Source organism: Brevundimonas sp. NPDC058933, assembly GCF_049315965.1.
Classification (GTDB): Bacteria; Pseudomonadota; Alphaproteobacteria; order Caulobacterales; family Caulobacteraceae; genus Brevundimonas.
In genome coordinates this window covers 717,985-742,427 of the sequence record NZ_JBMOSL010000001.1, presented here as the reverse complement: position 1 = coordinate 742,427, position 24,443 = coordinate 717,985, and the positions used below count along the sequence as shown (strand labels likewise).

At 66.4% G+C, this 24,443-nt stretch carries 25 protein-coding genes and 2 tRNA genes; 17 read left to right on the top strand and 10 right to left on the bottom strand.

Features of this window, described 5'->3' with window-relative positions; translation table 11 throughout:
• Positions 1-41 precede the first annotated feature (41 nt).
• Positions 42-338 (bottom strand): CC_3452 family protein, encoded by a 297-nt coding sequence (locus ACOZBP_RS03550; protein ID WP_422675067.1) that lies wholly within the window; start codon positions 336-338, stop codon positions 42-44.
• A gap of 115 nt (positions 339-453) precedes the next feature.
• Complete coding sequence (locus tag ACOZBP_RS03545) at positions 454-1,059, bottom strand: TIGR00730 family Rossman fold protein (RefSeq protein WP_422675066.1); 606 nt, start codon at positions 1,057-1,059, stop codon at positions 454-456.
• 81 nt (positions 1,060-1,140) lie between these two features.
• On the opposite strand from ACOZBP_RS03545, the gene ACOZBP_RS03540 reads away from it, so the two are divergent.
• A complete protein-coding gene (locus ACOZBP_RS03540; protein ID WP_422675065.1) occupies positions 1,141-1,881 on the top strand; it encodes a hypothetical protein in 741 nt (246 codons plus the stop codon).
• Between the two features lie 151 nt (positions 1,882-2,032).
• Here the strand turns inward: ACOZBP_RS03540 and ACOZBP_RS03535 are convergent, their stop codons facing one another.
• A complete protein-coding gene (locus tag ACOZBP_RS03535; protein ID WP_422675064.1) occupies positions 2,033-2,821 on the bottom strand; it encodes a TSUP family transporter in 789 nt (262 codons plus the stop codon).
• Between the two features lie 172 nt (positions 2,822-2,993).
• Positions 2,994-3,068, bottom strand: a tRNA-Asn gene (locus ACOZBP_RS03530).
• Positions 3,069-3,178: 110 nt separating this feature from the next.
• Here ACOZBP_RS03530 and ACOZBP_RS03525 point away from each other — a divergent pair.
• Positions 3,179-3,988, top strand: a complete 810-nt coding sequence (locus tag ACOZBP_RS03525; protein ID WP_422675063.1) for a TrmH family RNA methyltransferase — start codon at positions 3,179-3,181, stop codon at positions 3,986-3,988.
• A gap of 66 nt (positions 3,989-4,054) precedes the next feature.
• Positions 4,055-4,234 carry a hypothetical protein gene (locus ACOZBP_RS03520; protein WP_422675062.1) on the top strand — a complete coding sequence of 60 codons (180 nt, stop codon included), beginning with the start codon at positions 4,055-4,057 and terminating at the stop codon, positions 4,232-4,234.
• Positions 4,235-4,299: 65 nt separating this feature from the next.
• On the opposite strand, the gene ACOZBP_RS03515 is transcribed toward ACOZBP_RS03520, so the two are convergent.
• Positions 4,300-4,373 (bottom strand) — tRNA-Cys (locus tag ACOZBP_RS03515).
• Positions 4,374-4,507: 134 nt separating this feature from the next.
• On the opposite strand from ACOZBP_RS03515, the gene ACOZBP_RS03510 reads away from it, so the two are divergent.
• The 5 genes from ACOZBP_RS03510 to ACOZBP_RS03490 all read left to right on the top strand — a co-directional run bounded on the left by ACOZBP_RS03510 (position 4,508) and on the right by ACOZBP_RS03490 (position 11,164).
• A complete protein-coding gene (locus ACOZBP_RS03510; RefSeq protein ID WP_422675061.1) occupies positions 4,508-5,137 on the top strand; it encodes a protein-L-isoaspartate O-methyltransferase family protein in 630 nt (209 codons plus the stop codon).
• Positions 5,138-5,271: 134 nt separating this feature from the next.
• On the top strand, positions 5,272-6,804 hold the full coding sequence (locus tag ACOZBP_RS03505) for a TolC family outer membrane protein (RefSeq protein ID WP_422675060.1): 1,533 nt from the start codon (positions 5,272-5,274) through the stop codon (positions 6,802-6,804).
• Positions 6,805-6,974: 170 nt separating this feature from the next.
• Positions 6,975-7,544, top strand: coding sequence for a DUF2497 domain-containing protein (locus tag ACOZBP_RS03500; protein ID WP_422675059.1), 570 nt, complete (start codon positions 6,975-6,977; stop codon positions 7,542-7,544).
• Positions 7,545-7,670: 126 nt separating this feature from the next.
• A complete protein-coding gene (locus ACOZBP_RS03495) occupies positions 7,671-10,433 on the top strand; it encodes a valine--tRNA ligase (RefSeq protein ID WP_422675058.1) in 2,763 nt (920 codons plus the stop codon).
• Complete coding sequence (locus ACOZBP_RS03490) at positions 10,430-11,164, top strand: TlyA family RNA methyltransferase (protein ID WP_422675057.1); 735 nt, start codon at positions 10,430-10,432, stop codon at positions 11,162-11,164. The genes ACOZBP_RS03495 and ACOZBP_RS03490 overlap by 4 nt, the downstream gene beginning before the upstream one ends.
• Positions 11,165-11,237: 73 nt before the next feature.
• Here ACOZBP_RS03490 and ACOZBP_RS03485 read toward each other — a convergent pair whose 3' ends face one another.
• Complete coding sequence (locus ACOZBP_RS03485; RefSeq protein WP_422675056.1) at positions 11,238-11,876, bottom strand: glycine zipper 2TM domain-containing protein; 639 nt, start codon at positions 11,874-11,876, stop codon at positions 11,238-11,240.
• Between the two features lie 156 nt (positions 11,877-12,032).
• Here ACOZBP_RS03485 and ACOZBP_RS03480 point away from each other — a divergent pair, with 156 nt between their 5' ends.
• Both ACOZBP_RS03480 and ACOZBP_RS03475 read left to right on the top strand, forming a co-directional pair.
• On the top strand, positions 12,033-13,277 hold the full coding sequence (locus ACOZBP_RS03480) for a class I SAM-dependent RNA methyltransferase (RefSeq protein WP_422675055.1): 1,245 nt from the start codon (positions 12,033-12,035) through the stop codon (positions 13,275-13,277).
• Positions 13,278-13,291: 14 nt separating this feature from the next.
• A complete protein-coding gene (locus ACOZBP_RS03475) occupies positions 13,292-14,455 on the top strand; it encodes a M24 family metallopeptidase (RefSeq protein WP_422675054.1) in 1,164 nt (387 codons plus the stop codon).
• Here ACOZBP_RS03475 and ACOZBP_RS03470 read toward each other — a convergent pair.
• The gene (locus tag ACOZBP_RS03470) at positions 14,452-15,519 is read right to left on the bottom strand and encodes a PA0069 family radical SAM protein (RefSeq protein ID WP_422675053.1); all 1,068 of its coding nucleotides are present in this window, start codon (positions 15,517-15,519) and stop codon (positions 14,452-14,454) included. The genes ACOZBP_RS03475 and ACOZBP_RS03470 overlap by 4 nt on opposite strands.
• Positions 15,520-15,846: 327 nt before the next feature.
• Between ACOZBP_RS03470 and rplM the strand changes: the two genes are divergently transcribed.
• From rplM to msrB, 5 genes are all read left to right on the top strand, one after another.
• Positions 15,847-16,323: a 50S ribosomal protein L13 gene (rplM, locus tag ACOZBP_RS03465; RefSeq protein ID WP_178827784.1), complete on the top strand. Its 477-nt coding sequence runs from the start codon at positions 15,847-15,849 to the stop codon at positions 16,321-16,323.
• A gap of 2 nt (positions 16,324-16,325) precedes the next feature.
• Complete coding sequence (gene rpsI, locus ACOZBP_RS03460; protein WP_422675052.1) at positions 16,326-16,811, top strand: 30S ribosomal protein S9; 486 nt, start codon at positions 16,326-16,328, stop codon at positions 16,809-16,811.
• Between the two features lie 75 nt (positions 16,812-16,886).
• Positions 16,887-17,321: a hypothetical protein gene (locus tag ACOZBP_RS03455; protein WP_422675051.1), complete on the top strand. Its 435-nt coding sequence runs from the start codon at positions 16,887-16,889 to the stop codon at positions 17,319-17,321.
• 11 nt (positions 17,322-17,332) lie between these two features.
• The gene (argC, locus tag ACOZBP_RS03450; protein ID WP_422675050.1) at positions 17,333-18,268 is read left to right on the top strand and encodes an N-acetyl-gamma-glutamyl-phosphate reductase; all 936 of its coding nucleotides are present in this window, start codon (positions 17,333-17,335) and stop codon (positions 18,266-18,268) included.
• Between the two features lie 31 nt (positions 18,269-18,299).
• A complete protein-coding gene (gene msrB, locus ACOZBP_RS03445) occupies positions 18,300-18,797 on the top strand; it encodes a peptide-methionine (R)-S-oxide reductase MsrB (protein ID WP_422675049.1) in 498 nt (165 codons plus the stop codon).
• A gap of 6 nt (positions 18,798-18,803) precedes the next feature.
• On the opposite strand, the gene ACOZBP_RS03440 is transcribed toward msrB, so the two are convergent.
• Genes ACOZBP_RS03440 through phaC form a run of 3 tightly spaced genes read right to left on the bottom strand, consistent with a single transcriptional unit; the run spans position 18,804 to position 21,948 of the window.
• On the bottom strand, positions 18,804-19,613 hold the full coding sequence (locus tag ACOZBP_RS03440; protein WP_422675048.1) for a rhamnogalacturonan acetylesterase: 810 nt from the start codon (positions 19,611-19,613) through the stop codon (positions 18,804-18,806).
• Positions 19,610-19,987, bottom strand: coding sequence for a hypothetical protein (locus ACOZBP_RS03435; protein WP_422675047.1), 378 nt, complete (start codon positions 19,985-19,987; stop codon positions 19,610-19,612). Before ACOZBP_RS03435 ends, ACOZBP_RS03440 begins: the two co-directional genes overlap by 4 nt.
• Positions 19,984-21,948: a class I poly(R)-hydroxyalkanoic acid synthase gene (gene phaC, locus ACOZBP_RS03430; RefSeq protein WP_422675046.1), complete on the bottom strand. Its 1,965-nt coding sequence runs from the start codon at positions 21,946-21,948 to the stop codon at positions 19,984-19,986. The genes ACOZBP_RS03435 and phaC overlap by 4 nt, the downstream gene beginning before the upstream one ends.
• 64 nt (positions 21,949-22,012) lie before the next feature.
• Between phaC and ACOZBP_RS03425 the strand changes: the two genes are divergently transcribed.
• Both ACOZBP_RS03425 and recJ read left to right on the top strand, forming a co-directional pair.
• On the top strand, positions 22,013-22,477 hold the full coding sequence (locus tag ACOZBP_RS03425; protein ID WP_422675045.1) for a hypothetical protein: 465 nt from the start codon (positions 22,013-22,015) through the stop codon (positions 22,475-22,477).
• 65 nt (positions 22,478-22,542) lie between these two features.
• Entirely contained in the window at positions 22,543-24,345 is a 1,803-nt protein-coding gene (gene recJ / locus ACOZBP_RS03420) for a single-stranded-DNA-specific exonuclease RecJ (protein ID WP_422675044.1), read from the top strand.
• The last annotated feature ends 98 nt before the right edge of the window (positions 24,346-24,443 follow it).

The following is a 24,443-nucleotide window of genomic DNA, read 5'->3' as shown; positions in this document are numbered from 1 at the left end:
CGAAGGCGGCCTTTTTCGTTCTCAGCGCAATGGCGGCTGGATCAGCCGGCGTTGCAGGTCGCCAGGGCCTGTGCGTCCAGGGTCTCGCCCTTGTAGCTGAAGGCCGTGACCTGGCCGAGCTTGGCGACCACGCGGCGGCAGGCGCGTGCGGCGGGCTGGCTGGTTCCGCCCGAGGCGGTGCAGGCCGCGCCTTCGCAGCGCCAGGCGGCGCCGTCGACGATGACGCGGCCAGCCGGAGCCTTGGCTGCATCAGCGAGCGTCAGGCTGGTGGCCGGGGCGTCTGCGGCGAAGGCGGGGGCAGCGATGAACAGCGCTGCGGCGACGAGAAGAGCACGCATGGACAGGTCTCCGATAAGGGTAGGGCGCTCGCCCTTGTGGCGCCATAGTCCGTTTTCTTTGGAAACTGTCAATGCGGTTTCGATAACGGAACGACGTTTAGTAACCCACGTTTACTTACCGACGATCATGTTTCAAGTGCGGCGTTTCCTCGGCCATTTTCATGGCGGCGACCGCTTCCTCCACCGTATCGACGCTGACATAGGCGTCGAGGAAGCTGGCTGGCGTCATGCCTTCCTGCACGCTGTGGCGGATCAGGGCGAAGTAGTTTTCCCAGAAGCCGTTCAGGTTCAGGAAGATGACCGGCTTGGCGTGAAGGTCCAGACGCTTCCACGACAGCAGTTCGATGGCTTCTTCCAGGGTGCCGATGCCGCCGGGGGCGACGACAAAGACGTCGGATTGATCGTACATCAGCTGCTTGCGCTCGTGCATCGAGGTGACGACGATCGTCTCCACGTCGTCGAACAGGCGTTCGCGGCTGCGCAGGAAGGCCGGCATGATGCCGACGACCCGGCCGCCCGCCTCGTGCGCCGCCCGCGCAGAGGCGCCCATCAGGCCCACGCCGCCGCCACCATAGACCAGCCGCCAGCCCGCCTCGGCCGTCGCCTTGCCGAAGGCGCTGGCGGCCTCAACATACTGCGGGTCCGCGCCGTCTGACGAGCCGCAGAACAGGCAGACCGAGCGGCCGTCGAAGGAAGCGATGTTGGCAGGCGGCAAAGACATGGGGCCTCGATACAGGAAGGAAGACAGGGCGACGTCGGCCGCGCTATCTGAGAGGACAGGCATATCGCTACGCGGGTCAGGATGAAACGTCGGATTGTCGTCGCCGGGATCGGCGCCGCATTGGTGCTGGGGGGATGTAATGCTCCCGTCGAGCGGTCGAAGGGCGAAGAGGCCCGGCAGGACGGCGGCTGGACCGCTGCGCCGCGCATTCGCGCCGTTGAACGTCAGGGCGCGAATCTGATCGTCCGCGGCAATGCGCCGCCGGGAAGTCGCGTGGTGTTGCGCGGCGATCAGGACCGCGCCTTCGCCGCCGGGACGGATGACGCGGGGCGGTTCGAGCTGCGTGTCGGCGCGCTGCCGTCCGCCATGGTCCTGACCCCGGAAGTTCAGGTCGGGCAGTTTCCCGCGGCAGGGCCCGAGCAACTGATCCTGACGGGGGAGGACGCGCCGCTGGCCGCTCTGGTGACCAACGGCGGCGCGAGTCGCAGACTATCCGCTGGGCCGGCGCTGGACTCGGTCGACGGGGATGGGCAGGGGCTGGTGGTCACGGGCCGGGCGAGGCCGGGCGCGCGCCTGTCGGTGTCGGCCGACGGCGCGGCGGCCGTCGAGGTGGTTCCGGATTCCAGCGGGCGGTGGACGGCGGCGCTTTCACACGTCGGAGATGGGCCCGCGACGGTCGTCGTCGGGGGCGCCGCATTCTCCTATCCAGGGCCGGCCTCAAGCGACGGCGTTGGCCGGATCGAACGCTCGCCGGGCGGGTGGCGTCTGACGCGATTGCTGTCGTCGACCGCGCGGCAGACCAGTTGGTTCCCGGATGCGTGATGTGCCGATTCAGGACAATTCACGTTTGATTAACCAAACCGGTTGATCAACATCCTGTCTTCTTATCTTTCGAGGACACCCACCATCACCGAACGACTTCAGCCCGGCGCGCATGCGTCGGGCTTTTTTCTGGGGGATGCCTTGGCGGTTCTCAAAGACGGTTCGCGATCCACAGGTGGATCGGGTTGGAGTTGTCGGACAGCAGTTTCACCACCATCCCGAGGCAGATGATCACCAGCAAGGGGCGTATGAGCCTGGGTCCGAACCGCATCGCGGCGTGAGAGCCGAGCCAGCCTCCGAAGACCTGACCGGCGGCCATGATCAGGCCTGTCGCCCACAGGACGTGACCGCCCACGGCGAAGACCACCACGGAGACGATATTGCTCGCGAAGTTGAGCGCTTTTGTATGGGCGGTCGCGCGAGTCAGGCCCATGCCGAGCAGGGTGACAAGCGCCAGGGCGAAGAACGAGCCGGTCCCCGGTCCGAAGAAGCCGTCATAGAAACCGATACCGCCGGCGACGGCCCCGAACGCGAACGGCGTCAGACGAGCGCGGACGTCCTCGTCGCTGGCCTTCGGCCCGATCAGGAAATAGATCGCGATCCCGGCGAGGAGCACGGGAAGAAGAACCAGCAGCCAGGCTGTGTCGACAAAGGTTACGGCGACGGCGCCAAAGCCTGCGCCGACCACGGTTGCCATCAGCGGCCACTTCAGGAGCGCGAAATCGATCCGGCCTTTTCGCCAGAAGGTCCAGGTGGCGGCGGCCGTGCCGAAGCTGCCCTGGACCTTGTTGGTTGCGATGGCGGCTACGGGCGGGACGCCGGCGGCCAGAAGTGCGGGAACGGTTATCAGTCCGCCGCCGCCGGCTATCGCGTCGATGAAGCCTGCTGCGACGGCAGCGACGAAGAGGAAGGCCAGGACGTCCGGGGCAAGTTCGAGCATGATGCGCGGTTCAGCTTTTGAGGTTGTCACGGTGCTGGATGAGTCAAGGGAGCAGCGTCGCCGGGCGCCGGTCATCACGCGGGGTGAACTGTTTTTCTATGAAACGCGCATGGAAAAAGATCGCCGAAGCGGTGATCAAGCCTGACGATTTCATGGGCTTAATGCCCCCGAGTGGCTCCGCGGGTAGGATTCGAACCTACGACCAGCCGATTAACAGTCGGCTGCTCTACCACTGAGCTACCGCGGAACATCCCCTCGGGGGAGGCCGCCGTATAGCAGCGCCTTTTTGATTCATGCAACGGATAAAGTGCAGAAAACGCCGAAATTTATTCGGCAGGCTGGGCTAGAAGGTTCGGCATGAATTTGATCCGTGTCTCCGATCCCGCCGATCCCTGCGTCCTGGCCTTTCGAGACGTGAAAGAGCGTGACCTGACAGGCCGGCAGGGGCTGTTTGTCGCTGAGGGCGAGGTGGTGCTGCGCGTGCTGGCGTCCCCCGCGTCGCGCTGTGCGCCCGTAGCAGTCCTGATCGCAGAGAAGCGGCTGGAAGCGCTGGGTGACGCGCTGGAACGGCTGCCGGAGGGGACGCCCGTGCATGTGGCGCCGCAGCCGGTGCTGGATGCCATAGCCGGCTTTCATCTGCACAGGGGCATCCTGGCCCTGGGGCGCAAGCCGGAACCGCTGGGTCTGGAGGCCTTTCTGGATATGCTGCCCGAACACGCGGTCTTGGTCGGGGCCTGCGGCATCGGCAATCACGACAACATGGGCGGCCTGTTTCGCAATGCGGCGGCGTTCGGGGCGGCCGGCCTTCTGCTGGACGAGACCTGCTGTGATCCGTTCTACCGCAAGGCTATCCGGGTCTCCGTGGGGGCTGTTCTGCGCACGTCCTTCGTCGAGGGCGCGCAGGCGGCCACCATGGTCGAGGCCTTGCAAGCGAGAGGCTTCGAAGTCCTGGCGCTGACGCCATCGGCGAGCGAAAGCTTGTCGCAGCTGAAGCCCGCGCCGCGCACCGCCATCCTGCTGGGATCCGAAGGCCCCGGCCTGCCGGCCGAAGTGATCGCGCGCTGTCGGCCGCTGGCGATTCGCATGTCAGGCGGCTTTGATTCCCTCAACGTCGCGGCGACCAGCGCGGTGGCCCTGCATCATCTGACCACGGCCGCCTGCGTCTGAAACCCGCAGCGTCATGGGAGCGGAAGGGGAGGCAAGGCGTTGGCTTCATGACCTCCGGAGGTGACCATGAATACTTTGACGGCCTTGATCCTGATCGGTGTGCTGGCCCTTCTAGCGGCAGGAGCCGGGTTCGCCTTCGTCCAGCCCAGGCGGTTCGAGGACAAGGATGACGACGGCGCGCCCGACCCGACACCGGAAGACATCGCGAGGGCGCGTGAGGACGACGCCTGGGGCCGGGGCGACTAGCGACAACAAAAGGCGGGCCGGAAACAAGAAAGCCGCCCCGAAGGGCGGCTCACTGTTTGTCGCGATGGAGGCCTGACCGGGAATCGAACCCGGGTGCAAGGATTTGCAGTCCTCTGCGTCACCACTCCGCCATCAGGCCATATGAGTCTCGAAACCGAGACCCGAACCATCGCGAGGGGCGTCAGCTATCAGATCGGATTGTCGGCTGCAACGCGCGGACCTATAAGCGCCGCAGATTTCTTCGCTTACGCTGACCTAAAGGACCACGGAACCATGGATTTCGCCGCTGCACGCAAGGTCATGCTGGACTCGCAGGTCCGGGTGAACGACGTCACGGACCGTAACCTGCAGGCCGCTTTCGGCGCTGTCGAACGCGAGCGATTCTGCGCCGCCGACCGCGCCTTCTCCGCCTATGCCGATATCGAGCCGGAAATCGCGGGCGATCGTCGCCTGATGCTGCCGCGCGATCTGGGCAAGCTGATGCAGGCGCTGGATGCGCGCGCGGGGGAAAAGGCCTTGGTTCTGGCCGGCCCCTACGCCGCCGCCGTTCTGGCGCGCATGGGTCTGACGGTGACGGCGCAAGAATCAGACGACGCCGTGTTCGAGGTCACCGGCGCGGCCTTGGCCGATGAGGGCGTTTCTACAGTCGTGGCCCCGCTGAGCCAGCCGCAGGGCGAGGGCTATGACCTGATTGTCAGCGAGGCCGCTGTGCCGGAGCGTCCCGAATCATGGATCGCAGCCCTGCGTCCCGGCGGCCGGCTTGCGGTGGTCGAGCGCTCGGGCGCGGTAGGCAAGGCGGTCCTCTATGTCCGCGGTCGTGACGGCGTTTCGCGTCGCGAACTGTTCGACGCCATGCCGCCGATTCTGGCCGAACTGGTCCCGGCGCCCGCCTTCGCGCTCTAGTTCGCCAGGGGCGACGGACTTCGTCGTCGGCTGCGTGAAAAAAACTTAACTGGCGCAGGGCGAGCGGAGCCTCCAACTACGCCATTCAGGCATTACGGGGCGCGCCGTCGGGGGCGTCAGGCAGGAATAGGTTCATGTTGAAACGCTCGCGCGCGCTCGCTTCGGTCGGTCTGGTCGCCCTCGTTGTGGGGGGCGGCGTGGCTCCGGCGGCGGCTGAGACCCTGCAGGAAGCCATCGGCCTGGCCTATCGCACCAATCCGACGCTGCTGGCTCAGCGCGCCAATCAGCGCGCCCTGGACGAAACCATTGTTCAGGCGCGTGCAGGTTTGCGCCCGACCATCAGCGCCTCGGCCGGGGTGGACTATGTTCGTACGCGCGTTCAGGGCGGTCAGCTGATCGACACGGACGGCGACGGCATTCCGGACGAGGTTGCGCGGACGGGGACCACCGAAGACGACGGCGCCAGCGCCAGCGTCAGCCTGTCCCAGAATATCTGGACGGCAGGACGCACCGCCCGCGGCATCGACGCGGCGGAGGCCAACGTCCGCGCGGGGCGCGAAAACCTGCGCGACATCGAACAGCAGGTGATGACCTCGGTCGTCCAGGCCTATGCCGACGTCGTGCGTGACATGGAGATACTGCGCATCCGCCAGGAAAACATCACCGTCCTGCGTCGCCAGCTGGATGAATCCAACGCCCGCTTCGAGGTGGGCGAGATCACGCGCACCGACGTGGCTCAGTCGGAAGCCCGTCTGGCCCAGTCCGACGCCGACCTGGCCAACGCCCAGGCCCAGTTGTCGGTGTCGCGCGCCGCTTATGCCGCCGTCGTCGGCCAGGCGCCCGCCAATATGGAAACCCTGCCGGTCCTGCCGGGCCTGCCGACCGATTTCGATGGCGCGCTTGACGTGGCGCTGGTCGAAAACCCCGGCGTGCGGGCAGCCATCTATGCTCTGGAAGCGGCCGAGGCCAATGTGGCGGCGGCGCGTTCCGAATACCTGCCTTCGGCGCGTCTGCAAGCCTCCTATGGCGGGACGGCGAACGACCTGTCCGGCTTTGACCTGAGCGACCGCACCAGCTTCACGGCCGGCGCCAGCGTGTCTGTGCCGCTGTTCACAGGCGGTTTGAACCGGTCGCGCGTGGCGCAGGCGCTGGAGCGCGCCAACGCCGCACAAATCAGCGTCGAGGGCGAGCGTCGCGGGGTGTTGCAGAGCGTTAGCTCCGCCTATGCCCAGACTGTCGCCGCCAAATCGACCCTGCAAGCCGGTCAGGAAGCTGTGCGCGCCGCGTCGGTCGCCGCTGAAGGCGTGCGTCAGGAAGCCCAGGTCGGCCTGCGTACCACTCTCGACGTCCTGAACCAGGAGCTGGAGCTGCGCTCGGCCCAGGTCACCCTGGCCAGCGCAAACCGCAATCAGTATGTGGCCCAGGCGCAGCTTCTGGCCGCCATGGGGCGTCTGGGCGGACCGAACCTGGATCCCACGATCGACGCCTATGACGCCGAGGCCAACTACAACGCCGTGCGCAACCGCGGCGGTCTGCCGTGGGACGGCGTGGTCGAGGCCCTGGATCGCGTCGCCTCGCCGGGGATCACCCCGGCGACCGATGTCGAGGACGCGCCGATCGACGCCCAGTTGAAGGGCGAAGTCGTCCGCACCGCCCCCGGTAATTGAGCCGGGATTAGCCTGACAGGCGAAAAACGTTCGTTGATTCTGACGGGCGTTGGTGCGACGACAGAGACAAGGGGAGGGCGAGTCAGTTTGTCCGGCCCTGATCGTCGCGCGCCCACAGCGCCAGTCGGCGGTCCCTATCAGGTTCAGCCCCGCTCGCCCAAGGTTCTGCCATGACCGACCAGACCGCCCAAGAACCGACGATGGAAGAGATTCTGGCGTCGATTCGCCGGATCATCTCTGAAGACGACGCCCCGGCGGAAACCGCCGTCGCCGCGCCGGAACCCGTGGTCGAAGTCTCGCCGGAACCGGTCGAGGTGGCGGCCGAAGCGCCAGCGCCGGTCGAGGACGAGGTCTTGGAACTGACCGAGCGCTACGAAGCGCCGGCGGCCGAATCGATCGGCGATCTGGACGTCGCCGACGTGGCGCCTTTCCCGGGCGCACAGCCGGAGCCCGCGCCGGAGCCTGTCGCCACGTCGGATTATGATTCGCTGGTCGGCGAAAGCGCCGCCGCCAGCGCCGCCTCGGCCTTCGCCGGCCTGGCCGCGACCTTCCAGAAGCCGGAAGCCCCCGTCGCCGCCGCGCCGCAGGACCTGCCGTTCGTCAGCGGCAATACGGTGGAGGCCATGGTTCAGAACATGCTGCGCCCGATGCTGAAGGATTGGCTGGACGCCAACCTGCCCGGCATCGTCGAGGCCCAGGTACGCAAGGAAGTAGAACGCATCGCCCGCAACGCCGGCTAGCCCTTCGCTTCACCAGACACTAAGTCACTGAGGGCGGCTCCGGCGGGGCCGCCCTTTTGCATTCCAAGAAACCCACCCTCAAGCAGCGACGCGCCACGCGCGGAGCGCTAGGGAAAGAAGATGAATATGCTCGAGAAGACTTTCGAACCTCAGGCCGCCGAACCGCGCCTCTACGCCCAGTGGGAAGAGAGCGGTCTGTTCAAGCCGCGCGCCGCCAAGGCCACCGACGGCGCCGCCGACGCCTATTCGATCGTCATCCCGCCGCCGAACGTGACGGGCTCGCTCCACATCGGCCACGCGCTGAACAATACCCTGCAAGATATTTTGGCCCGCTATCACCGGATGAAGGGCAAGGCCGTGCTGTGGCTGCCCGGCACCGATCACGCCGGCATCGCCACGCAGATGGTGGTCGAGCGCCAACTGGCCGCCGCCGGAAATGTCGGGCGTCGCGACATGGGCCGCGACGCCTTCATCGAGAAGGTCTGGGAGTGGAAGGCGGAATCGGGCGGCACCATCGTGCGCCAGCTGCGCCGCCTGGGCGCCAGCTGCGACTGGTCGCGCGAACGCTTCACCCTGGACGAGGGGCTGAACGCCGCCGTGCGCAAGGTCTTCGTCAAGCTGCATCAGGACGGCCTGATCTATCGCGACAAACGTCTGGTCAACTGGGACCCGCATTTCCAGACCGCCATTTCGGACCTGGAAGTCGAGCAGCGCGAGCAGGACGGCCACTATTGGCACTTCGCCTATCCGCTGGCCCCTGATGAAGACGGAAAGCCCGTCACCTATGAGCACCCGGTCGCCTTCGACGAAGACGGCAAGGCCACCGAGTTCGAGACGCGCGACTTCATCGTCGTGGCGACGACGCGCCCTGAGACCATGCTGGGCGACACCGGCGTGGCGGTTCACCCCGAGGACGAGCGTTACGCGGGTCTGGTCGGCAAGGCCGTGATCCTGCCGATCACCGGCCGTCGCATCCCCATCGTCGCCGACGACTACGCCGATCCGACCAAGGGTTCGGGCGCGGTGAAGATCACCCCGGCGCACGACTTCAACGACTTCGGCGTCGGCAAACGCGCCGGTCTGGCCGCGCTGAACGTGATGGACGCCTTTGCGCGCATCACCAACGACGACGTGCCGGAAATCCCCGCCGATCTGGTCGGTCTGGACCGCTTCGCTGCGCGCAAGGCCATCGTCGCCCGCGCCGAGGAAGAGAACTGGCTGCGCGAGATCGAGAAGACCAAGCACGTCGTCCCGCACGGCGACCGCTCGGGCGTGGTCATCGAACCATGGCTGACGGACCAGTGGTACGTCGACGCCCATACACTCGCTCAACCGGCGCTGAAGGCGGTCGAGCAGGGCGACACGGTGTTCGAACCCAAGTCGTACGAGAAGATCTATTTCGAATGGCTGCGCAATATCGAGCCCTGGTGCATCTCACGCCAGCTCTGGTGGGGCCACCGCATCCCGGCCTGGTACGGCCCGAACGGCGAGATCTATGTCGCAGAAACGGAAGAGGACGCCCGCGAGCAGGCGATGTCGGACTATGATTCCGAGGTCGTGCTGACGCAGGACGAGGACGTTTTGGACACCTGGTTCAGCTCGGCCCTGTGGCCCTTCTCGACGATGGGCTGGCCCGAGAAGACCGAGGATCTGGAACGCTTCTATCCGACCAGCGATCTGGTGACGGCGGCGGACATCATCTTCTTCTGGGTCGCCCGGATGATGATGATGGGCCAACACTTCATGGGCGAGGTCCCGTTCAAGCGCGTCATCATCAATGGTCTGGTCCGCGACGAGAAGGGCCAGAAGATGTCGAAGTCCAAGGGCAACGTCATCGACCCCTTGGGCATCATCGACGAGCTGGGCGCCGACCCGCTGCGCTTCACCATGGCCATCCTGTCGGGCACGCGCGACATCAAGCTGTCGAAACAGCGCATTGAAGGTTATCGCAATTTCGGCACCAAGCTGTGGAACGCCGCCCGCTTCAGCCAGATGAACGAGGCCAAGCGGGTCGAGGGCTTCGATCCCGCGACCGTCGAGCAGACGATCAACCGCTGGATTCGCGGCGAACTGACCAAGGCCGAGCGTGCGGTGTCGGACGCCATCGAGGGCGGTCGTTTCGACGACGCCGCCAGCGGCCTGTATCGCTTTGTCTGGAACATCTTCTGCGACTGGTATCTGGAACTGGCCAAGCCGGTGTTCAACGGCGCCGATGAAGCCGCCAAGGCCGAGACGCGGGCCATGACGGCCTGGACCATCGACCAGACGCTGAAGCTGCTGCACCCGGTCATGCCCTTCATCACCGAAGAGCTGTGGGCCGAGCTGGGCAAGGAAGGGCCGGCGCGCGAGTCCTTGCTGATCGGCGCCGAATGGCCGGTCCTGCCGGACGCCTTCATCGACGGGGCCGCTGAGGCCGAGATCGGCTGGCTGGTTGATCTGGTCGGTGAAATTCGCGCCCTGCGGGCCGAGATGAACGTGCCGCCTTCGGCCAAGCCGCCGCTGGCCTTCGTCGCGCCGGACGCCGTGACCGCCGAGCGCATCGCCCGTCATCGCGATCTGCTGCTGACCCTAGGCCGCGTGTCCGAGGTCAACTCGGCTGACGCTGCGCCCGCCGGGGCGGTGACCTTCGTGTCGGGCTCGACGACGGCGGCGCTGTCGCTGGCCGGGATCATCGACCTGACCGCCGAACGCGCGCGTCTGGAGAAGGAGATCGCCGTCTTCGAGAGCGACATCGGCCACGTGAACAAGAAGCTGGGCAACCCCAATTTCGTGTCGCGCGCCGCGCCGGAAGTCGTGGACGAACAGCGCGCCAAGCTGGCCGAGGCCGAAGAAGGCAAGGTCAGGCTGCAGGCGGCCCTGGCGCGTCTGGACGCGATGGCGGGCGCATGAGGAAGGTCCGTCTGGACCAGCTTCTGGTCACGCGCGGCCTGACGGAAAGCCGCGCCAAGGCTAGAGCCGCGATCGAAGCCGGCGGCGTCACCGTGGACGGCGCGCCGGCCAAGTCGGCGTCGCAGGCCGTCAGCCATGACGCCGAGATCGGCTATGCCGCCGCCCACCGCTGGGTCGGGCGCGGGGCGCTGAAACTGGAGCACGCGCTGGACCTGTGGCCGGTCGCGGTCGAGGGACGGACGGTTCTGGATGTCGGCGCCTCGACCGGCGGCTTTACCGAGGTCTGTCTGGATCGCGGCGCGGCGCGGGTCTTTGCGGTGGATGTCGGCTTCGGTCAGATGCACCCCAGGGTCGCCGCCGATCCGCGCGTGGTCAATCTGGAGCGGACGGATGCGCGCGATCTGACGACTGCGATCGTTACCGAAGCGCCGTCGCTGATCGTCTGCGACGTCAGCTTCATTGGCCTGTCCAAGGTGTTGTTGGCGGCTCTGGACCTGGCGACGCCGGACGCGGACCTGATCACCCTGGTCAAGCCGCAGTTCGAAGGCGCTGGCCCCCAGGACGCGGGCAAGAAGGGGGTGGTCAAGGACCCTGCGGCCCATGCGGCGGCGGTCGAGGGGGCTCGGAGCTGGCTGGAACTCGTCGGCTGGACGGTTCAGGAAACGACTGAAAGCCCGATCACCGGCGGCGACGGCAACATCGAGTTTCTGATGTGGGCTCGCCGGGTCTAGACACAAAAGAATAGAGGGCCGCCGGATAACCGGCGGCCCTCTTCACGTCGTCGATCGACAGGGGGGCTGAAACTTAATCGACGACGCGATAACGGCCGTTCTGGTCGGGGCAGGTGCGCACATAGCGCGTCTCGCTGCGACCGTCGGGCAGACGAATGATGCTCTCGGCGAGCCGGCATCCGTCGTTGGTGTTCTGATAGCGATAATCCGGGGCGGGCTGGCTGTAGCCCTGATCGTACTCGCGATAATCGCGGCCATAACCGTCGTCGTAGCGACGATCATAGCCCGAGTTGTCGTAGCCATAGGCTGGCGGGACATATGTGCCGCCATAGGGCTGGTTGTAGCCGTAGCTGGACGATTGATAGCGGGTGTCGCAGTTGGCCGCGGAATTATTGCCCACTCCGGCGCCGATGGCCGCGCCGAGCACGCCGCCCAGGACGCTGCCTTCAGTGCGGCGCCCGCGGGCCGCCAGCTGCGAGCCAGCCACGGCGCCGAGGGTGGCCCCGACCAGGCCCCCCGTTGCGGTCCGCGTTCTCTGGTCGTTGACGCAGGGATCGTAATAGCCGCCCTGCGAGCTGTAGGTGTTGTATGCGGAGGGGTAGCCATAACCATAGGTCTGGGCGCTGACGACGCCCGGAATCATGAGCGAACCGGCCACGGCGACGGCGGCGAAAGCAGCGGGGGAAACCCTTTTTGACAGATGACCGATCATCGTTCGTGTTCCTGTGACAGATGCCGAAGCTGAACGGCTTCGCTGCGCTGTCTGTTGCATCCAGAAATAGGGGGGCGAAGCTGAACGGCTTTTGATCGGCGCGTTCATCTTCGTTCAGGTTTCAGTTTCGGCGCAGGAGAGGTTAGAAGCCGCGCCATGACGCAAACGCTGACCATCGCCCGCATGGGCCATCAGGGCGACGGGATCGCCGAGACGCCCAACGGCCTTGTCTTCGTGCCGGGCGCCCTGCCGGGCGAAGTGATCTCGGCCGAGGTGAAGGACGGACGGGCGGAGCAGTTCGACCTGATCGAAGCCAGCCCCGACCGCCTCCCTATCCATTCGGAGATCTATGCCGAGTGCGGCGTCGCGCCGATGCAGCACTGGGCGGACGAGCCCTATCTGGCGTGGAAGCGCGACGTCGTGATCCAGACGCTGGCGCGTGAAGGCATCGAAACCGAAGTCGAGGCGACCGTGGCCGTGCCGCAAGCCAGCCGCCGCCGTCTGGCGCTGCATGCGCGCAGCGGTCCGGGCGGGCGGGTCATGCTGGGCTTCAAGGCGCGGCGCTCGTGGCGGCTGGTCGAACTGAACGACTGTCCGGTGTCTGATCCGGCGCTGATCGCAGCCCTGCCGGGTCTGGCCAAGGTGGCGGCGCCTTTCCTGGGGCATCCGAAATCGGCGCCGACCCTGCATGTCACCCTGACTGACACCGGGCTGGATGTGGACGTGACCGGGGTCGAGAAGAAGTCGGGCGGACTGACGGCGGACGTGAGGGCGCGGGCGATCGCGGCCGCGCACGAGGCCGATCTGGCGCGGCTCAGCCTGGACGGCGACACTCTGGTGATGGCGCGCCAGCCGCGCATCACCTTTGGCCGCGCGACCGTGCCCCTGCCGCCCGGGGCCTTCTTGCAGGCCGCGCCCGCCGCCGAATCGGCCATGGTCAGCCGTGCGGTGGAAGCGGTGAGGGGGGCCAGGAAGGTCGCCGACCTGTTCTGCGGCGCCGGCACCTTCACCTTTCCCCTGGCCGAGGTGGCCAGCGTCATGGCGGCGGATTCTTCTGCCGCTTCCATCGCCGGGCTGAGGGCGGGGATTTCCACGGCTCAGGGCTTGAAGACCATCGACGCCCAGGCCCGGGATCTGTTTCGTCGACCGCTGTCGCCCTTCGATCTGAAGGGCTGCGACGCCATCGTGCTCGACCCGCCACGCGCGGGCGCGCTGGAACAGACCCAGCAGTTGCAGGGGACCAAGGCTGGCGTGGTCGTCGGAGTGTCCTGCAATCCCCAGACTTTCGCCCGCGACGCCCGCATCCTGATCGACACGGGTTTCCGGCTGGAGAAGGTGACGCCCATCGACCAGTTCCTGTGGTCGACCCACGTCGAACTGGTCGGCGTCTTCCGCCGCTGACACCGGAAACCTCCATGTCCTTCATCGCGCCTTTCGCGGACCCTATCAGCGCAGATGAGCGCCGTCGGCGCATCGAGGCCCTGGCGGTCCGACTGCAGGCCGAGGGTATGGCGGCCTTGCTGTTGGGATCGACCACGTCCCTGCGCTACTTCACGGGTCTCGACTGGCATGCGTCCGAACGTCTGCTCGGGGCATTGATCCACGCTGACGGCCGGGTGGAGTATGTCTGCCCGCGTTTTGAGCTGGACAAGGTCGGCGGACTGACCTCGGTCGAGGGAGCCGTTCCCGGTGAAATCCTGACTTGGGAAGAAGACGAAAGTCCATATGCTCTCGTCGCGGGCCGCCTTTCTGCCGGCGGACGACTGGCGGTGGACGAACTGGTCGCGACCTTCGTCTGGCTGGGTCTGGCGCGGGCGTTGGGTCAGGATCGTCTGGCGGACGGCGGTCCCCTGACGGTCAGGCAGCGCAGCATCAAATCGACGGCGGAGATCGCCCTGCTGACGCGCGCCAAGGCGATCACGCTCGAGGTCCAGCGTCGGACGCGCGACTGGTTGAAGGAGGGCGTCCTGACCTCCGAGGTCAAGCGCTTTATCGACGCCGAGCATCGCCAGCTGGGCGGAGAGGGCGGCTCCTGGTTCTGTCTGGTCTCGTTCGGCGACGACACCTGCCTGCCGCATGGCGGCGAGGGCGACCGGGCGTTACGGGCCGATGACGTGGTGCTGATCGACACCGGCACTCTGGTCGATGGCTATCACTCGGACATCACGCGGACCTATGTCTTCGGCGAGCCGACGGCCGAGTTCCGCCGGGTCTGGGATCACGAGAAGCAGGCGCAGGCCCTGGCCTTTGAAGCGGCGCAAATTGGGGCGACCTGCGAGGGGGTGGACGCCGCTGCACGCGACTACCTGACGGCGCAGGGCTATGGCCCCGACTATCGCTTGCCGGGGCTGCCGCATCGCACCGGCCACGGTATCGGTCTGGATATCCACGAGGCGCCCAATCTGGTGCGCGGCGATCGCACGGTCCTGCAAGCCGGGATGTGCTTCTCGAACGAGCCTATGTTGGTGATCCCGGGCAGGTTCGGCGTCCGGCTGGAAGATCACTTCTACACGACGGAAAAGGGGCCGGTCTGGTTCACTCGGCCGTCGCACAGCCTGGATGATCCGTTCGGCGTCTAGCCGAACAGCTCCAGTTGCGGCCTCATGTCGGCGGGAACGCGGAACTGGGTCACGTCCAGCGGCGTGCGAAGCGTATCAAGGCCGTAGCGCTTTATCGCCGCCTTGAAGCGGGCGGCGATCAGTTCTGCGACGGGACCGGTTCCCTTCATGCGCTGGGCCCAGTCGGGATCGTAATCCTTGCCGCCGCGTGTCTGACGAATGAGGGACATGACGCGGGCCGCCCGCTCGGGTCGGGCGTCGGCCAGCCATTCCCGGAACAGGTCCTTGATCTCCAGGGGCAGGCGCAGGGTCACATACATGGCCGAGGTGGCGCCGGCTTTCTGGGCCGCCTCAAGGATGGACTCCATCTCATGGTCGTTCAGGCCGGGAATGACGGGGGCGAAGCCGACGCCGACCGGCACGCCTGCGTCGGCCAGACGACTGATGGCCTCCAGCCGCTTGGCGGGGGTGGAGGCGCGCGGCTCCATCGCGCGGGCCAGGCCGCGATCCAGGGTGGTGATGGAGATCATGGCTGAGGCCAGCCCGTCCTGGCCCATGGGCCCCAGGATGTCGGCGTCGCGGGCGATCAGCACCGACTTGGTGATGATGCTGTAGGGCTGACGGAACCTTTGCATGACCTGCAGGATCGAGCGGGTGGACAGGGTCTCGCGCTCGACCGGCTGATAGGGGTCGGTATTGCCGCCTATGTGGATGCGTTTGCAGACGTATCGGGGCTTGGCGAGTTCCTGTTCCAGCAGACGCGCGGCTTCGGGCTTGAAGAATATCCGGCTCTCGAAATCCAGACCCGGGGATAGGCCCATCCAGGCATGGGACGGACGGGCGTAGCAGTAGATGCAACCATGTTCGCAGCCCTTGTAAGGGTTGATGGAGCGATCGAAGCCGACGTCAGGACTCGTGTTTTTGGCGATGATGGTGCGGGCGTGTTCCGGCGAGAGGGTGGTGCGGAGCGGGGCGGCCGCTTCGTCCAGATCCGTCCAGCCGTCGTCGAATTCCTCGCGCCGGTCGGCTTCATACCGGCCCGAGTCGTTGGAGCGTGCGCCGCGTCCTTTCATCGCTGTCTTCATGAAGGGAGTATGGGATGAATCCGGAACAAATCAAGAACAAATATGTTCTCACTGTGCGACCTTGCTATTTTAGTGTGTGGCGAGATTCCTCATCCCTCAGCCTTGGGTTGCCACCTTCCCCCCGCACGGGAAGAGGGGAAGGCGTTTGCGCTTGGCGCAGTTGGGTATTTTAATACCATATAGAATAAGTCGTTTTAAATCAATGCGATGACTTAATAGCGGGTCACGTTCGGGTGTTGACCTCCTGTGGATGACCCTCTATCAGCACGCCTTCCGCTCATTCCTGTATGGGAGTGGGCCGCACCGTTCGTCTTTAGGACCCTCAATATGCTGAAGAGCACTACGGCTTCGATGAAGCCGGCAGAGGTCGAAAAGAAGTGGATCCACATCGACGCCGAAGGCGTCGTGGTGGGCCGCCTCGCGACCTTCATCGCCAACCGTCTGCGCGGCAAGCACCTGCCGACCTACACCCCGCACGTTGACATGGGCGACTACGTTGTCGTCACCAACGTCGACAAGGTGGTGTTCACCGGCAAGAAGAACACCGACAAGGTCTACTATCGCCACACCGGCCACCCGGGCGGCATCAAGCAGACAACCCCGGAGAAGGTCCTGAACGGCCGCTTCCCCGAGCGCGTGCTCGAGAAGGCCGTTGAGCGCATGCTGCCGAAGGAAAGCCCGCTGGCTCGCAAGCAGATGACGCACCTGCGTCTGTTCGCCGGCGCCGCCCACGAGCATGAAGCCCAACAGCCGCTGACCATCGACTTCAAGTCGGCGTCGCCCAAGAACACCCGGAGCGCCTGAGCATGACCGACGTGACTGCTGAAGCCACCGGCTTCGACGCCCTGAAGAGCCTGGGCACTGTCGAAAACGACACGCCCGTCTACGAGCAAAAGCTGGACGCCCAAGGCCGCGCCTACTCGACCGGCAAGCGCAAGAACGCGATCGCTCGCGTCTGGATCAAGCCGGGCACCGGCAAGATCACCATCAACGGCCGCGACCAGGAAGTTTACTTCGCTCGTCCCGTGCTGCGCATGATGATCGCCCAGCCGCTGACCGTTTCGGACCGCGCCACGCAATACGACGTGATCTGCACCGTCGAAGGTTCGGGTCTGTCGGGTCAAGCCGGCGCCATCCGCCACGGCCTGTCGCACGCCCTGACTCACTTTGAGCCGGAACTGCGCAAGGTCCTGAAGCCGCACGGCTTCCTGACCCGCGACAGCCGCGTCGTCGAGCGTAAGAAGTACGGCCGCGCCAAGGCACGCCGCAGCTTCCAGTTCTCGAAGCGCTAACTCGCAACCGCGAGTGGGAATACAAGGGCGCTTCGGGGAAACCCGGAGCGCCTTTTCTTTTGCCGGGGAGAGATCATGCCGATCACTATCGAAAAGGGCATCGAGCACCCGCTCACGCATTGCGATTGCTGCGGCCGGGCCACGCGATCCCTCAACGGCTATGCCAGAGACGATCTCGGGGCTCTCGCTAGCTACTTCGTCCACTGGACTGAGGGGCATGTCGACGAGAATGGGGCCAACTTTGACTTTATCATCGGCGAATGGGGCGGAGCACCGTCGAGCGCGCGGGTAGCCGTCAGTCTCGAGTATCGCGTGGGCCGCACTGGTCCCGGCTTCGGGGTGATCGACGCGACTAATCGCCCGGTCTCGAAGAACTCCTTGGTCGGTAGGAGCCTCGGGAGAGAAGAGGTGGTCGGCACCCCATTGGCCGATCAGATATTCAGCATTGTTGACGCGATTTGGCTGCAGGATGATCGCATAGTCGACCTGCAGCCCAGTTCGGATTTTTGAGCAGTAGCGCCATGACCCACACCATCTTCATCGACGGCGAGGCCGGGACCACGGGGCTGGAGATCCGCGAGCGTCTGGAGGCGCGCACGGATCTAGAGCTGATCCTGCTGGGTGACCGCCGGCGCGACACCGCGGCGCGGCGCGAGGCGCTGAACAGCGCGGACGCTGTGATCCTGTGCCTGCCCGATGATGCGGCGAAGGAGGCCGTGTCGATGATCGAGAACCCGAGCGTGCGGGTCATCGACGCCTCGACGGCCTATCGGGTCGATCCGGTCTGGACCTATGGCTTTGCTGAAATGGACGCCGGTCAACGCGCGGCCATCGCCGCCTCGACGCGGGTGTCGAACCCCGGCTGCTATCCGACCGGCTTCATCGGCCTGATGCGGCCGTTGGTGCGGGCGGGTCTGGTGCCGAGCACGCATCCGGTCACGGTCAATGCGGTGTCGGGCTATTCCGGCGGCGGCAAGGCCATGATCGCCGAGTTTGAAGCGGCTGGCGCTGCCACCGCCTTCCGCGCCTATGGTCTGACCCAGAAGCACAAGCATGTGCCGGAAATGACCCTGCATACGGGGCTGGCGCTGCCGGTCCTGTTCGCGCCCGCCGTGGGGAACTATCGCCAGGGGATGCTGGTCGAAGTTCCGCTGCATCTTTCGGCCCTTCCGGAAACGCCCTCGGTCGAACGGCTGCACGGCGCCCTGGTCGAGGCCTACGAGGGGCAGCGCTTCGTCGAGGTCGCCGATCTGGACGAGACCGAGGCCATGACCGGCATCGAGCCGGAGGCCCTGAACGGCACCAACCGGATGCGTCTGCACGTCTTTGGCGATCGCGGCGGGGAGCAGGCGCGCCTGGTCGCCCTGCTCGACAACCTGGGCAAGGGCGCCTCGGGCGCGGCGGTGCAGAACCTCAACATCATGCTGGGTCTGGACGAAGCGACGGGCCTGATCTGAACCAAAAGCGCCCGGCCGCCGTATAGGGGGCATGGACGCTGTATTCGACCGTCGATACGTGCTGCTGGGCGGCGTCGCTGTCGCCTTGAGCGGCTGTGCGCCCGAGGCGGCGGACGCTTCGGAAGGGCAGTGGGCCTCTTCGCCGTTTCGCCGGATCCGCGATGCCGAATGGCGGCGGCGTCTTGGCGACGCCTCGTGGCGGGTGCTGCGGCATGAGGGCACCGAGCAGCCCTTTTCCAGTCGTCTGAACAACGAACATCGACGCGGGGTCTTTGTCTGTAAGGGCTGCGCTCTGCCGCTGTTTCAATCGGCGTGGAAGTTCGACAGCGGCACTGGCTGGCCCAGCTTCTTCCGCGTGATCGAGGCCAATATCGGGACCAAGACCGATCGCCGGATCGGCATCGCCCGCACCGAGTACCACTGCGCCCGGTGCCTGGGGCATCAGGGGCATCTGTTCATGGACGGGCCGCGGCCGACCGGGCGGCGCTATTGCAACAACGGCGTGGCGCTGCGCTTCCAGCCCGCCTGACGCTCCTCATGGGACGAGGCGCGGCGCCAGTTCCGGCGCAGCGACGATCAGATCGCGCGCGACCAGGGCGGCGATGACGGCCGCGCCCTCGGGACCGAGGTGGGTGTAGTCGAAATCCTCGACATGGCGGCCGTGCGTGGTCGCGGGCGGCGTCGCAGCGGGTGGCGTCGGCGGCGTGTTTCCGGCCAGCAGGGCCGGCGCAAAGTCGGATGGCGGGGCGCCGGGCGACAGGCGCGCGGCGTCCAGCGCGCCGAGACGCTGGACCAGTTCGGCGCTGCTGGCGTTCAGGTCGATCAGGGGCGTGTCAGTCTCGGCGGCGACATCGCGGACGGCGTCGGCCCAGGGAACGAGCGTGTTCTGAAGCTGACCGTCCTTGAAGTGGCGGCGGGTCAGCGGCGTCAGCAGGACCGGTCGAGCGCCGCGGGCGCGGGCCTCGGCCACATAGGCGCGCAGGTTGGCGGGGAACTGGGTCGCCAGATCGGTGGAACTGCGCTTGCCCGGCTGGTCGTTGTGGCCGAACTGGATCAGCACCCAGACCGACTGATAGCCGGGCGTCGCCATCTCGTTCAGCGCCAGATCCCACGATCCCTCGGCGCGATAGGTCGAGGTGCTGCGCCCCTGTCTGCCCAGGTTGACGCAGGCCAGCGCCGACAGGACGTGCCGGTCGCAAAAGGCGCCGCCCCAGCCGCTGCCGACCGCCGTGGTGGAATCGCCGACCAGGATGATCTTGTCGGCCTGGATCGGCGTGTCCTGAGCGGAGGCTGGGCTGGCAGCCAGCAGGAGACTCGCCACCACGCCGACGACCGGAAGCCTCATCCCGCCTGACGGGCCTTGATGGCCGACTCCACGGTCAGGCCGAACCACAGGCTGGCGATGATGACCAGCAGGCCGTAGTCGTGGCCGGGCCAGAAGACCGGAATAGCCGCCGACATGATCACCATCATGGGAAACAGGCTGGCCCAGGCGGCGGTGGAGGCCGCGCCTGCGTGGATCATCGGCGGGCGAGCCCAGCCCATCTTACGGGCGAGCAGGGCGTTCAGCGGGATGAAGGCGACGACGACCGCCAGGACGATGATCCCGTATTTCAACGCCCCGCCCGGCTGGCCGAAGACGCTGGCCGTCAGGATCAGCAACAGCAGGGCGATGCCGGTCGTGGTCGCCAGCAGCAGGTTGGGTTCGATACGCGTCAAGACTTCACTTTCACATAGGCGCCGGGCGCGGGCTCGATGGGTTTGAGCGGGCCGGTCTTCGGGTCACGCGCCGGGATCTGTTCGCCCGACTTGTCAGACAGCCAGGCGGACCAATGATTCCACCAACTGCCCGGATGCTGGTCCGCCTTCGCTTGCCACTCCGCAAGCGTCTCGGGAAGGGTGGGGTTGGTCCAGTGCTGGTACTTGTTGGCGCTGGGCGGGTTGATGACCCCGGCGATGTGGCCCGATCCGGCGAGGGTGTAGGTCACCGGTCCGCCAAACAGCCTGGCCGAACGATAGACCGAGTTCATCGGCGCGATGTGGTCCTCGCGACTGGCTTGGAAGTAGAGCGGAATGGTCACCTTCGACAGGTCGATACGCTGGCCCCCGATCTCGAACTCGCCCTTGGCCAAGGCGTTCTTGCCATACATCTGGCGCAGGTAGTCGAGGTGCAGGCGTTTGGGCATCCGCGTCTGGTCGGCGTTCCAGAACAGCAGGTCGAAGGCCGCCGGCGCCTTGCCCATCAGATAGTTGGACACGAAGAAGGACCAGATCAGGTCGTTGGCGCGCAGGGCGTTGAAGGTCTCGGCCATGGCGGAGCCGGGCAGGACGCCGCCCGCTGCGTCCATCTGTTGCTCGATCTCGGCCAGCCAGTGCTCGTCGGTGAACAGCAGCAGGTCGCCGGCCTCGGCGAAGTCGTGCTGGGCGGCGAAGAAGGTGGCGGAGGCGACGCGGGCGTCCTTGTTCGCAGTCATATGCGCCAGGGCCGCGCCGAGGAGGGTGCCGCCGATGCAGTAGCCGACGGTGTTGACCTGATCGGAGCCTGTCTGTTCCAGCGTCTTTTCGACGGCGCGATAGACGCCCTTGTTCAGGTATTCGTCGAAGCCGAACTCGGCCTTGTCCTTATCCGGGTTGACCCAGGAGCAGACGAAGACGGTGAAACCCTGGGCCGACAGCCAGCGGATCAGGGAGTTCGCCGGCTGCAGGTCCATGATGTAGAACTTGTTGATCCACGGCGGGAAGATCAGCAGCGGAATGGCGGCTTGCGTCTCGGTCGCGGCGTCGAACTGGATCAGCTCGAACAGTTCGTCGCGCCAGACGACCTGACCGGGGGCGGTGGCGACGTTCTCGCCGACCGTGAACTGGCCATAGTCGGCCTGGCTGATCTTCAGCTTGCCGTTGCCACGCTCCAGATCGGCGGCGAAATTCTGCATCCCCTTCACCAGCGACTCCCCGCCGGTCTCGGCCAAGGCCTTCAGCGCCGCCGGATTGGAGGCGAGGAAGTTGGACGGCGAGAAGGCGTCGGTCAGCAGCTTGGTGAAGAACTCGGCCCGGCGCTTCACGCGCGGATCGACATCCTCGACGCTGGACACCAGGCCGTTCATCCAGTCGGACGTGACCAGATAGGATTGACGCATGACGTCAAAGACGGGGTTCTCGCTCCAGGCCGCATCGCGGAACCGCTTGTCGGTCGAGGGGGCGGAGGCGACCTCTTCGCCCATGGCGCGGCGGGCGGTCGTGGACCACAGATCCATGTAACGGCCGAACAGGTCGGCCTGGGCCTGGAACAGCTTTTCAGGACGGGCGGCCAGGCTGGTCATGACCGAGGTCATGGCCGGGGCGACGTTGAACGGGTCCGGCGAAAGGGCGGCGGGGCGGTCGGCTTGGCTAAGCGCGGCCTCGGCGATGGCCGACTGGGCCGTCATGGCGGCCTTGGCCAGGTTTAGCGACAGGGTTTCCAGCAGATGGCGCTGATCGGCGCCGAAAGCGAAGGGATCGCCGGCTTCGGATTGGGGCGGCTGAGGCGGCGCGCTGGCGGGCCGGGCAGACGATTCGGGGGCGGGATCAGACGCCGGCGCCTTCTTTGGACGGGGCTTGGCCGAGGTCGGGCGCCCCGATTTGCGCGGCGCTGCGGCGACCGCCAGCGGGGCAGGGGGAGCCTGGGTCGGGCGCTTGGCCATGGGCGAACCTCCGGAACCGGCGCGCGTTCGGCCGCGAGCCTTCCTCCTGGGACGATGATGGCATATGACCGGGGTCGAAATGAACGTGTTCCTGTCGAAAAATACGATCCTGCCGGCGATGACCGGTCTTCTGCTGCTCACGGGCGGCTGCGTGGGGTCGTTCGACCCGCAGACGGACGCCGCCTCGCCTTTGGCCCCGCGCATTCAGCAGTTGGTGGATGCGAATCGGGAATATCCGCGCTGGGCCGACTTCCCGGCCGCGCCGACCGACCTGCCGCAACCGACGCAGGTGGCGGCGAACGTTCAGGCGCTGAATGCCGACAGCGGAGCATTGGCGACTCAGGTCGAAGGCATCGACTGGACCCTGGACAACGACCCGACGGCCTTTGTAGAATCGATCAGCCGCCGCTTTGACCCCGCGCGCATGGCCCCCATCGGCGCCCAGACGCCGGAGGAGGTCGAGGCCTTCGCTGCAAGCCTGCGCCGCCGCGCCGCCGCGCCGCCGCCGATCGACCGCCCGCGCCCCTGAAAAGCGCACACTGTCGTCTGACCGACAGAATCCCGGGATGATGCCCGGGCTGACAAGGATTCTACATGGCTGACGGTGGAAACAATCCCGCCTTTCTGGGGGTCTCGCGCTCCCTGTCCGGCCGCGCCTGGCGTCAGCGCCCGGCCGAGGCGGGGACGATTCGCGCCCACATGCAGGCGCTGGATCTGGATGAGCCGATGGCGCGGGCGCTGGCTGCACGCGGCGTGGCGGCGGATCAGGGCGAGAACTTCCTGAGGCCCACGCTGCGGGCGCTGTTTCCCGATCCGTCCAGCTTCATGGACATGGACACGGCGGCGACGGCCATCATCGATGCGCTGCAGGCGGGCAGCAGCATCCACATCTTTGCCGACTATGATGTGGACGGGGCGTCCAGCGCGGCGCTTCTGGTGCGCTGGTTCCGGACCCTGGATGCAGAGCTGCCCATCTATGTCCCCGACCGCCTGACCGAGGGTTATGGCCCCAGTGCGCGGGCGTTCGACACGCTGAAGGCGCGCGGCGCCGATCTGGTCATCACCGTGGACTGTGGAGCGGCGGCCAACGAGGCTGTGGCCCATGCGGCGGCCATTGGGCTGAAGGTCGTGGTCATCGACCACCATATGATGCGCGAGGAGCCGCCGGCCTGTCTGGCCGTGGTCAATCCGAACCGGCCGGGCTGCAACTCGGGTCAGGGCAATCTGGCGGCGGCAGGGGTGGTTTTCGTCCTGCTGGCGGCGTTGAATCGTGAGGCGCGGGCGAGGGGGCTGTTCGAGGGCAAGGTCGAGCCGGATATCCGCCAGTGGCTGGATCTGGCCGCCATGGGCGCCATCTGCGACGTGACCGGCCTGACGGGCTTCAACCGGGCCCTGACCAGTCTGGGTCTGAAGGTCATGTCGGACTGGAAGAATCCGGGGCTGAAGGCCCTGCTGGCGGCTGCGGGGGCGGAGCCGGGGCCGGCCAAGTCCAATCATGCGGGCTTTATCCTGGGGCCGCGCATCAATGCGGGCGGACGGATCGGCAAGTCGGATCTCGGCGCGCGCCTGCTGTCTACCGACGACCCTGACGAGGCGAAGGCGTTGGCGCAGGAACTGGACGCCCTGAACATCGCCCGGCGCGAGGTTGAGGCCAATGTGACCGAGCAGGCCGTGCGTCGGGTCGAGGCGACAGGCGCGCACAACGACGATTCCGCTATGGTGGTGATCGCGGGCGAGGATTGGCACCCTGGCGTGGTCGGCATCGTGGCCGGGCGTCTGCGCGAACGCTGGCGCAAGCCGGTCGTGGTCATCGGCGTCGACGCCATCAACGGTCTGGGCAAGGGTTCTGGCCGGTCGCAGCCGGGCATGAACCTGGGCCGGGCCGTGCAGGCGGCCTGGAACGACGGGGTGCTGATCGCCGGGGGCGGACACGCCATGGCGGCGGGACTGACGGTCGCCGCCGACCGGATCGACGAACTGCGCGCCTTCCTCAACGACCGGCTGTCGGGTGAGCGGGCGGAGGCTGTCGCTCAGGACTGGGTCGAGGTGGACGCCTTGATTGACCCTGGCGCGGCGACCCGGGATCTGTTCGACGCCTTCGAGCAGATGGCGCCTTTTGGTCCCGCCAATCCTGAACCCCTGTTCGCCCTGGAAGGCGTGCAGGCGCGCGAGCCCGCGGTTATGAACGGCGGCCACGTGCGATGCCGTCTGGTCGGGGCGGACGGGGCTTCGGTGCGGGCCATCGCCTGGCGTTGCGCTGACCTGCCTGGCGGCAAGGCGCTGCTGGCCGGGCAGGGTGGCCTGAACCTGGTCGGACGGCTGAAGGCGGACGACTGGAACGGTCGTCGAGGGGTGCAGTTCGAGATCGAGGACATCGCCGATCCACGCATGGCCTGAGGTTTTGGCGCTGCCGAGCGCAGGTCTTTGAAAAAGTCGCACAAACTGCGCAGCAAGCGCTTGCAAGCAGCGGAATCGGCGGCTATTACCCCGGTCCT

Bases quoted from the DNA above. Each gene is read 5' to 3' on its own strand.
- recJ (WP_422675044.1), top strand. From the start codon at position 22,543: ATGGCTGACGGTGGAAACAATCCCGCCTTTCTGGGGGTCTCGCGCTCC.
- ACOZBP_RS03510 (WP_422675061.1), top strand. From the start codon at position 4,508: ATGGATTTCGCCGCTGCACGCAAGGTCATGCTGGACTCGCAGGTCCGG.
- ACOZBP_RS03500 (WP_422675059.1), top strand. From the start codon at position 6,975: ATGACCGACCAGACCGCCCAAGAACCGACGATGGAAGAGATTCTGGCG.
- ACOZBP_RS03495 (WP_422675058.1), top strand. From the start codon at position 7,671: ATGCTCGAGAAGACTTTCGAACCTCAGGCCGCCGAACCGCGCCTCTAC.
- rpsI (WP_422675052.1), top strand. From the start codon at position 16,326: ATGACCGACGTGACTGCTGAAGCCACCGGCTTCGACGCCCTGAAGAGC.
- ACOZBP_RS03425 (WP_422675045.1), top strand. From the start codon at position 22,013: ATGACCGGGGTCGAAATGAACGTGTTCCTGTCGAAAAATACGATCCTG.
- ACOZBP_RS03525 (WP_422675063.1), top strand. From the start codon at position 3,179: ATGAATTTGATCCGTGTCTCCGATCCCGCCGATCCCTGCGTCCTGGCC.
- rplM (WP_178827784.1), top strand. From the start codon at position 15,847: ATGCTGAAGAGCACTACGGCTTCGATGAAGCCGGCAGAGGTCGAAAAG.
- ACOZBP_RS03440 (WP_422675048.1), bottom strand. From the start codon at position 19,613: ATGAGGCTTCCGGTCGTCGGCGTGGTGGCGAGTCTCCTGCTGGCTGCC.
- ACOZBP_RS03545 (WP_422675066.1), bottom strand. From the start codon at position 1,059: ATGTCTTTGCCGCCTGCCAACATCGCTTCCTTCGACGGCCGCTCGGTC.
- ACOZBP_RS03535 (WP_422675064.1), bottom strand. From the start codon at position 2,821: ATGCTCGAACTTGCCCCGGACGTCCTGGCCTTCCTCTTCGTCGCTGCC.
- ACOZBP_RS03480 (WP_422675055.1), top strand. From the start codon at position 12,033: ATGACGCAAACGCTGACCATCGCCCGCATGGGCCATCAGGGCGACGGG.
- argC (WP_422675050.1), top strand. From the start codon at position 17,333: ATGACCCACACCATCTTCATCGACGGCGAGGCCGGGACCACGGGGCTG.
- ACOZBP_RS03550 (WP_422675067.1), bottom strand. From the start codon at position 338: ATGCGTGCTCTTCTCGTCGCCGCAGCGCTGTTCATCGCTGCCCCCGCC.
- ACOZBP_RS03470 (WP_422675053.1), bottom strand. From the start codon at position 15,519: ATGAAGACAGCGATGAAAGGACGCGGCGCACGCTCCAACGACTCGGGC.
- phaC (WP_422675046.1), bottom strand. From the start codon at position 21,948: ATGGCCAAGCGCCCGACCCAGGCTCCCCCTGCCCCGCTGGCGGTCGCC.
- ACOZBP_RS03455 (WP_422675051.1), top strand. From the start codon at position 16,887: ATGCCGATCACTATCGAAAAGGGCATCGAGCACCCGCTCACGCATTGC.
- ACOZBP_RS03490 (WP_422675057.1), top strand. From the start codon at position 10,430: ATGAGGAAGGTCCGTCTGGACCAGCTTCTGGTCACGCGCGGCCTGACG.
- msrB (WP_422675049.1), top strand. From the start codon at position 18,300: ATGGACGCTGTATTCGACCGTCGATACGTGCTGCTGGGCGGCGTCGCT.
- ACOZBP_RS03520 (WP_422675062.1), top strand. From the start codon at position 4,055: ATGAATACTTTGACGGCCTTGATCCTGATCGGTGTGCTGGCCCTTCTA.
- ACOZBP_RS03475 (WP_422675054.1), top strand. From the start codon at position 13,292: ATGTCCTTCATCGCGCCTTTCGCGGACCCTATCAGCGCAGATGAGCGC.
- ACOZBP_RS03485 (WP_422675056.1), bottom strand. From the start codon at position 11,876: ATGATCGGTCATCTGTCAAAAAGGGTTTCCCCCGCTGCTTTCGCCGCC.
- ACOZBP_RS03505 (WP_422675060.1), top strand. From the start codon at position 5,272: ATGTTGAAACGCTCGCGCGCGCTCGCTTCGGTCGGTCTGGTCGCCCTC.
- ACOZBP_RS03540 (WP_422675065.1), top strand. From the start codon at position 1,141: ATGAAACGTCGGATTGTCGTCGCCGGGATCGGCGCCGCATTGGTGCTG.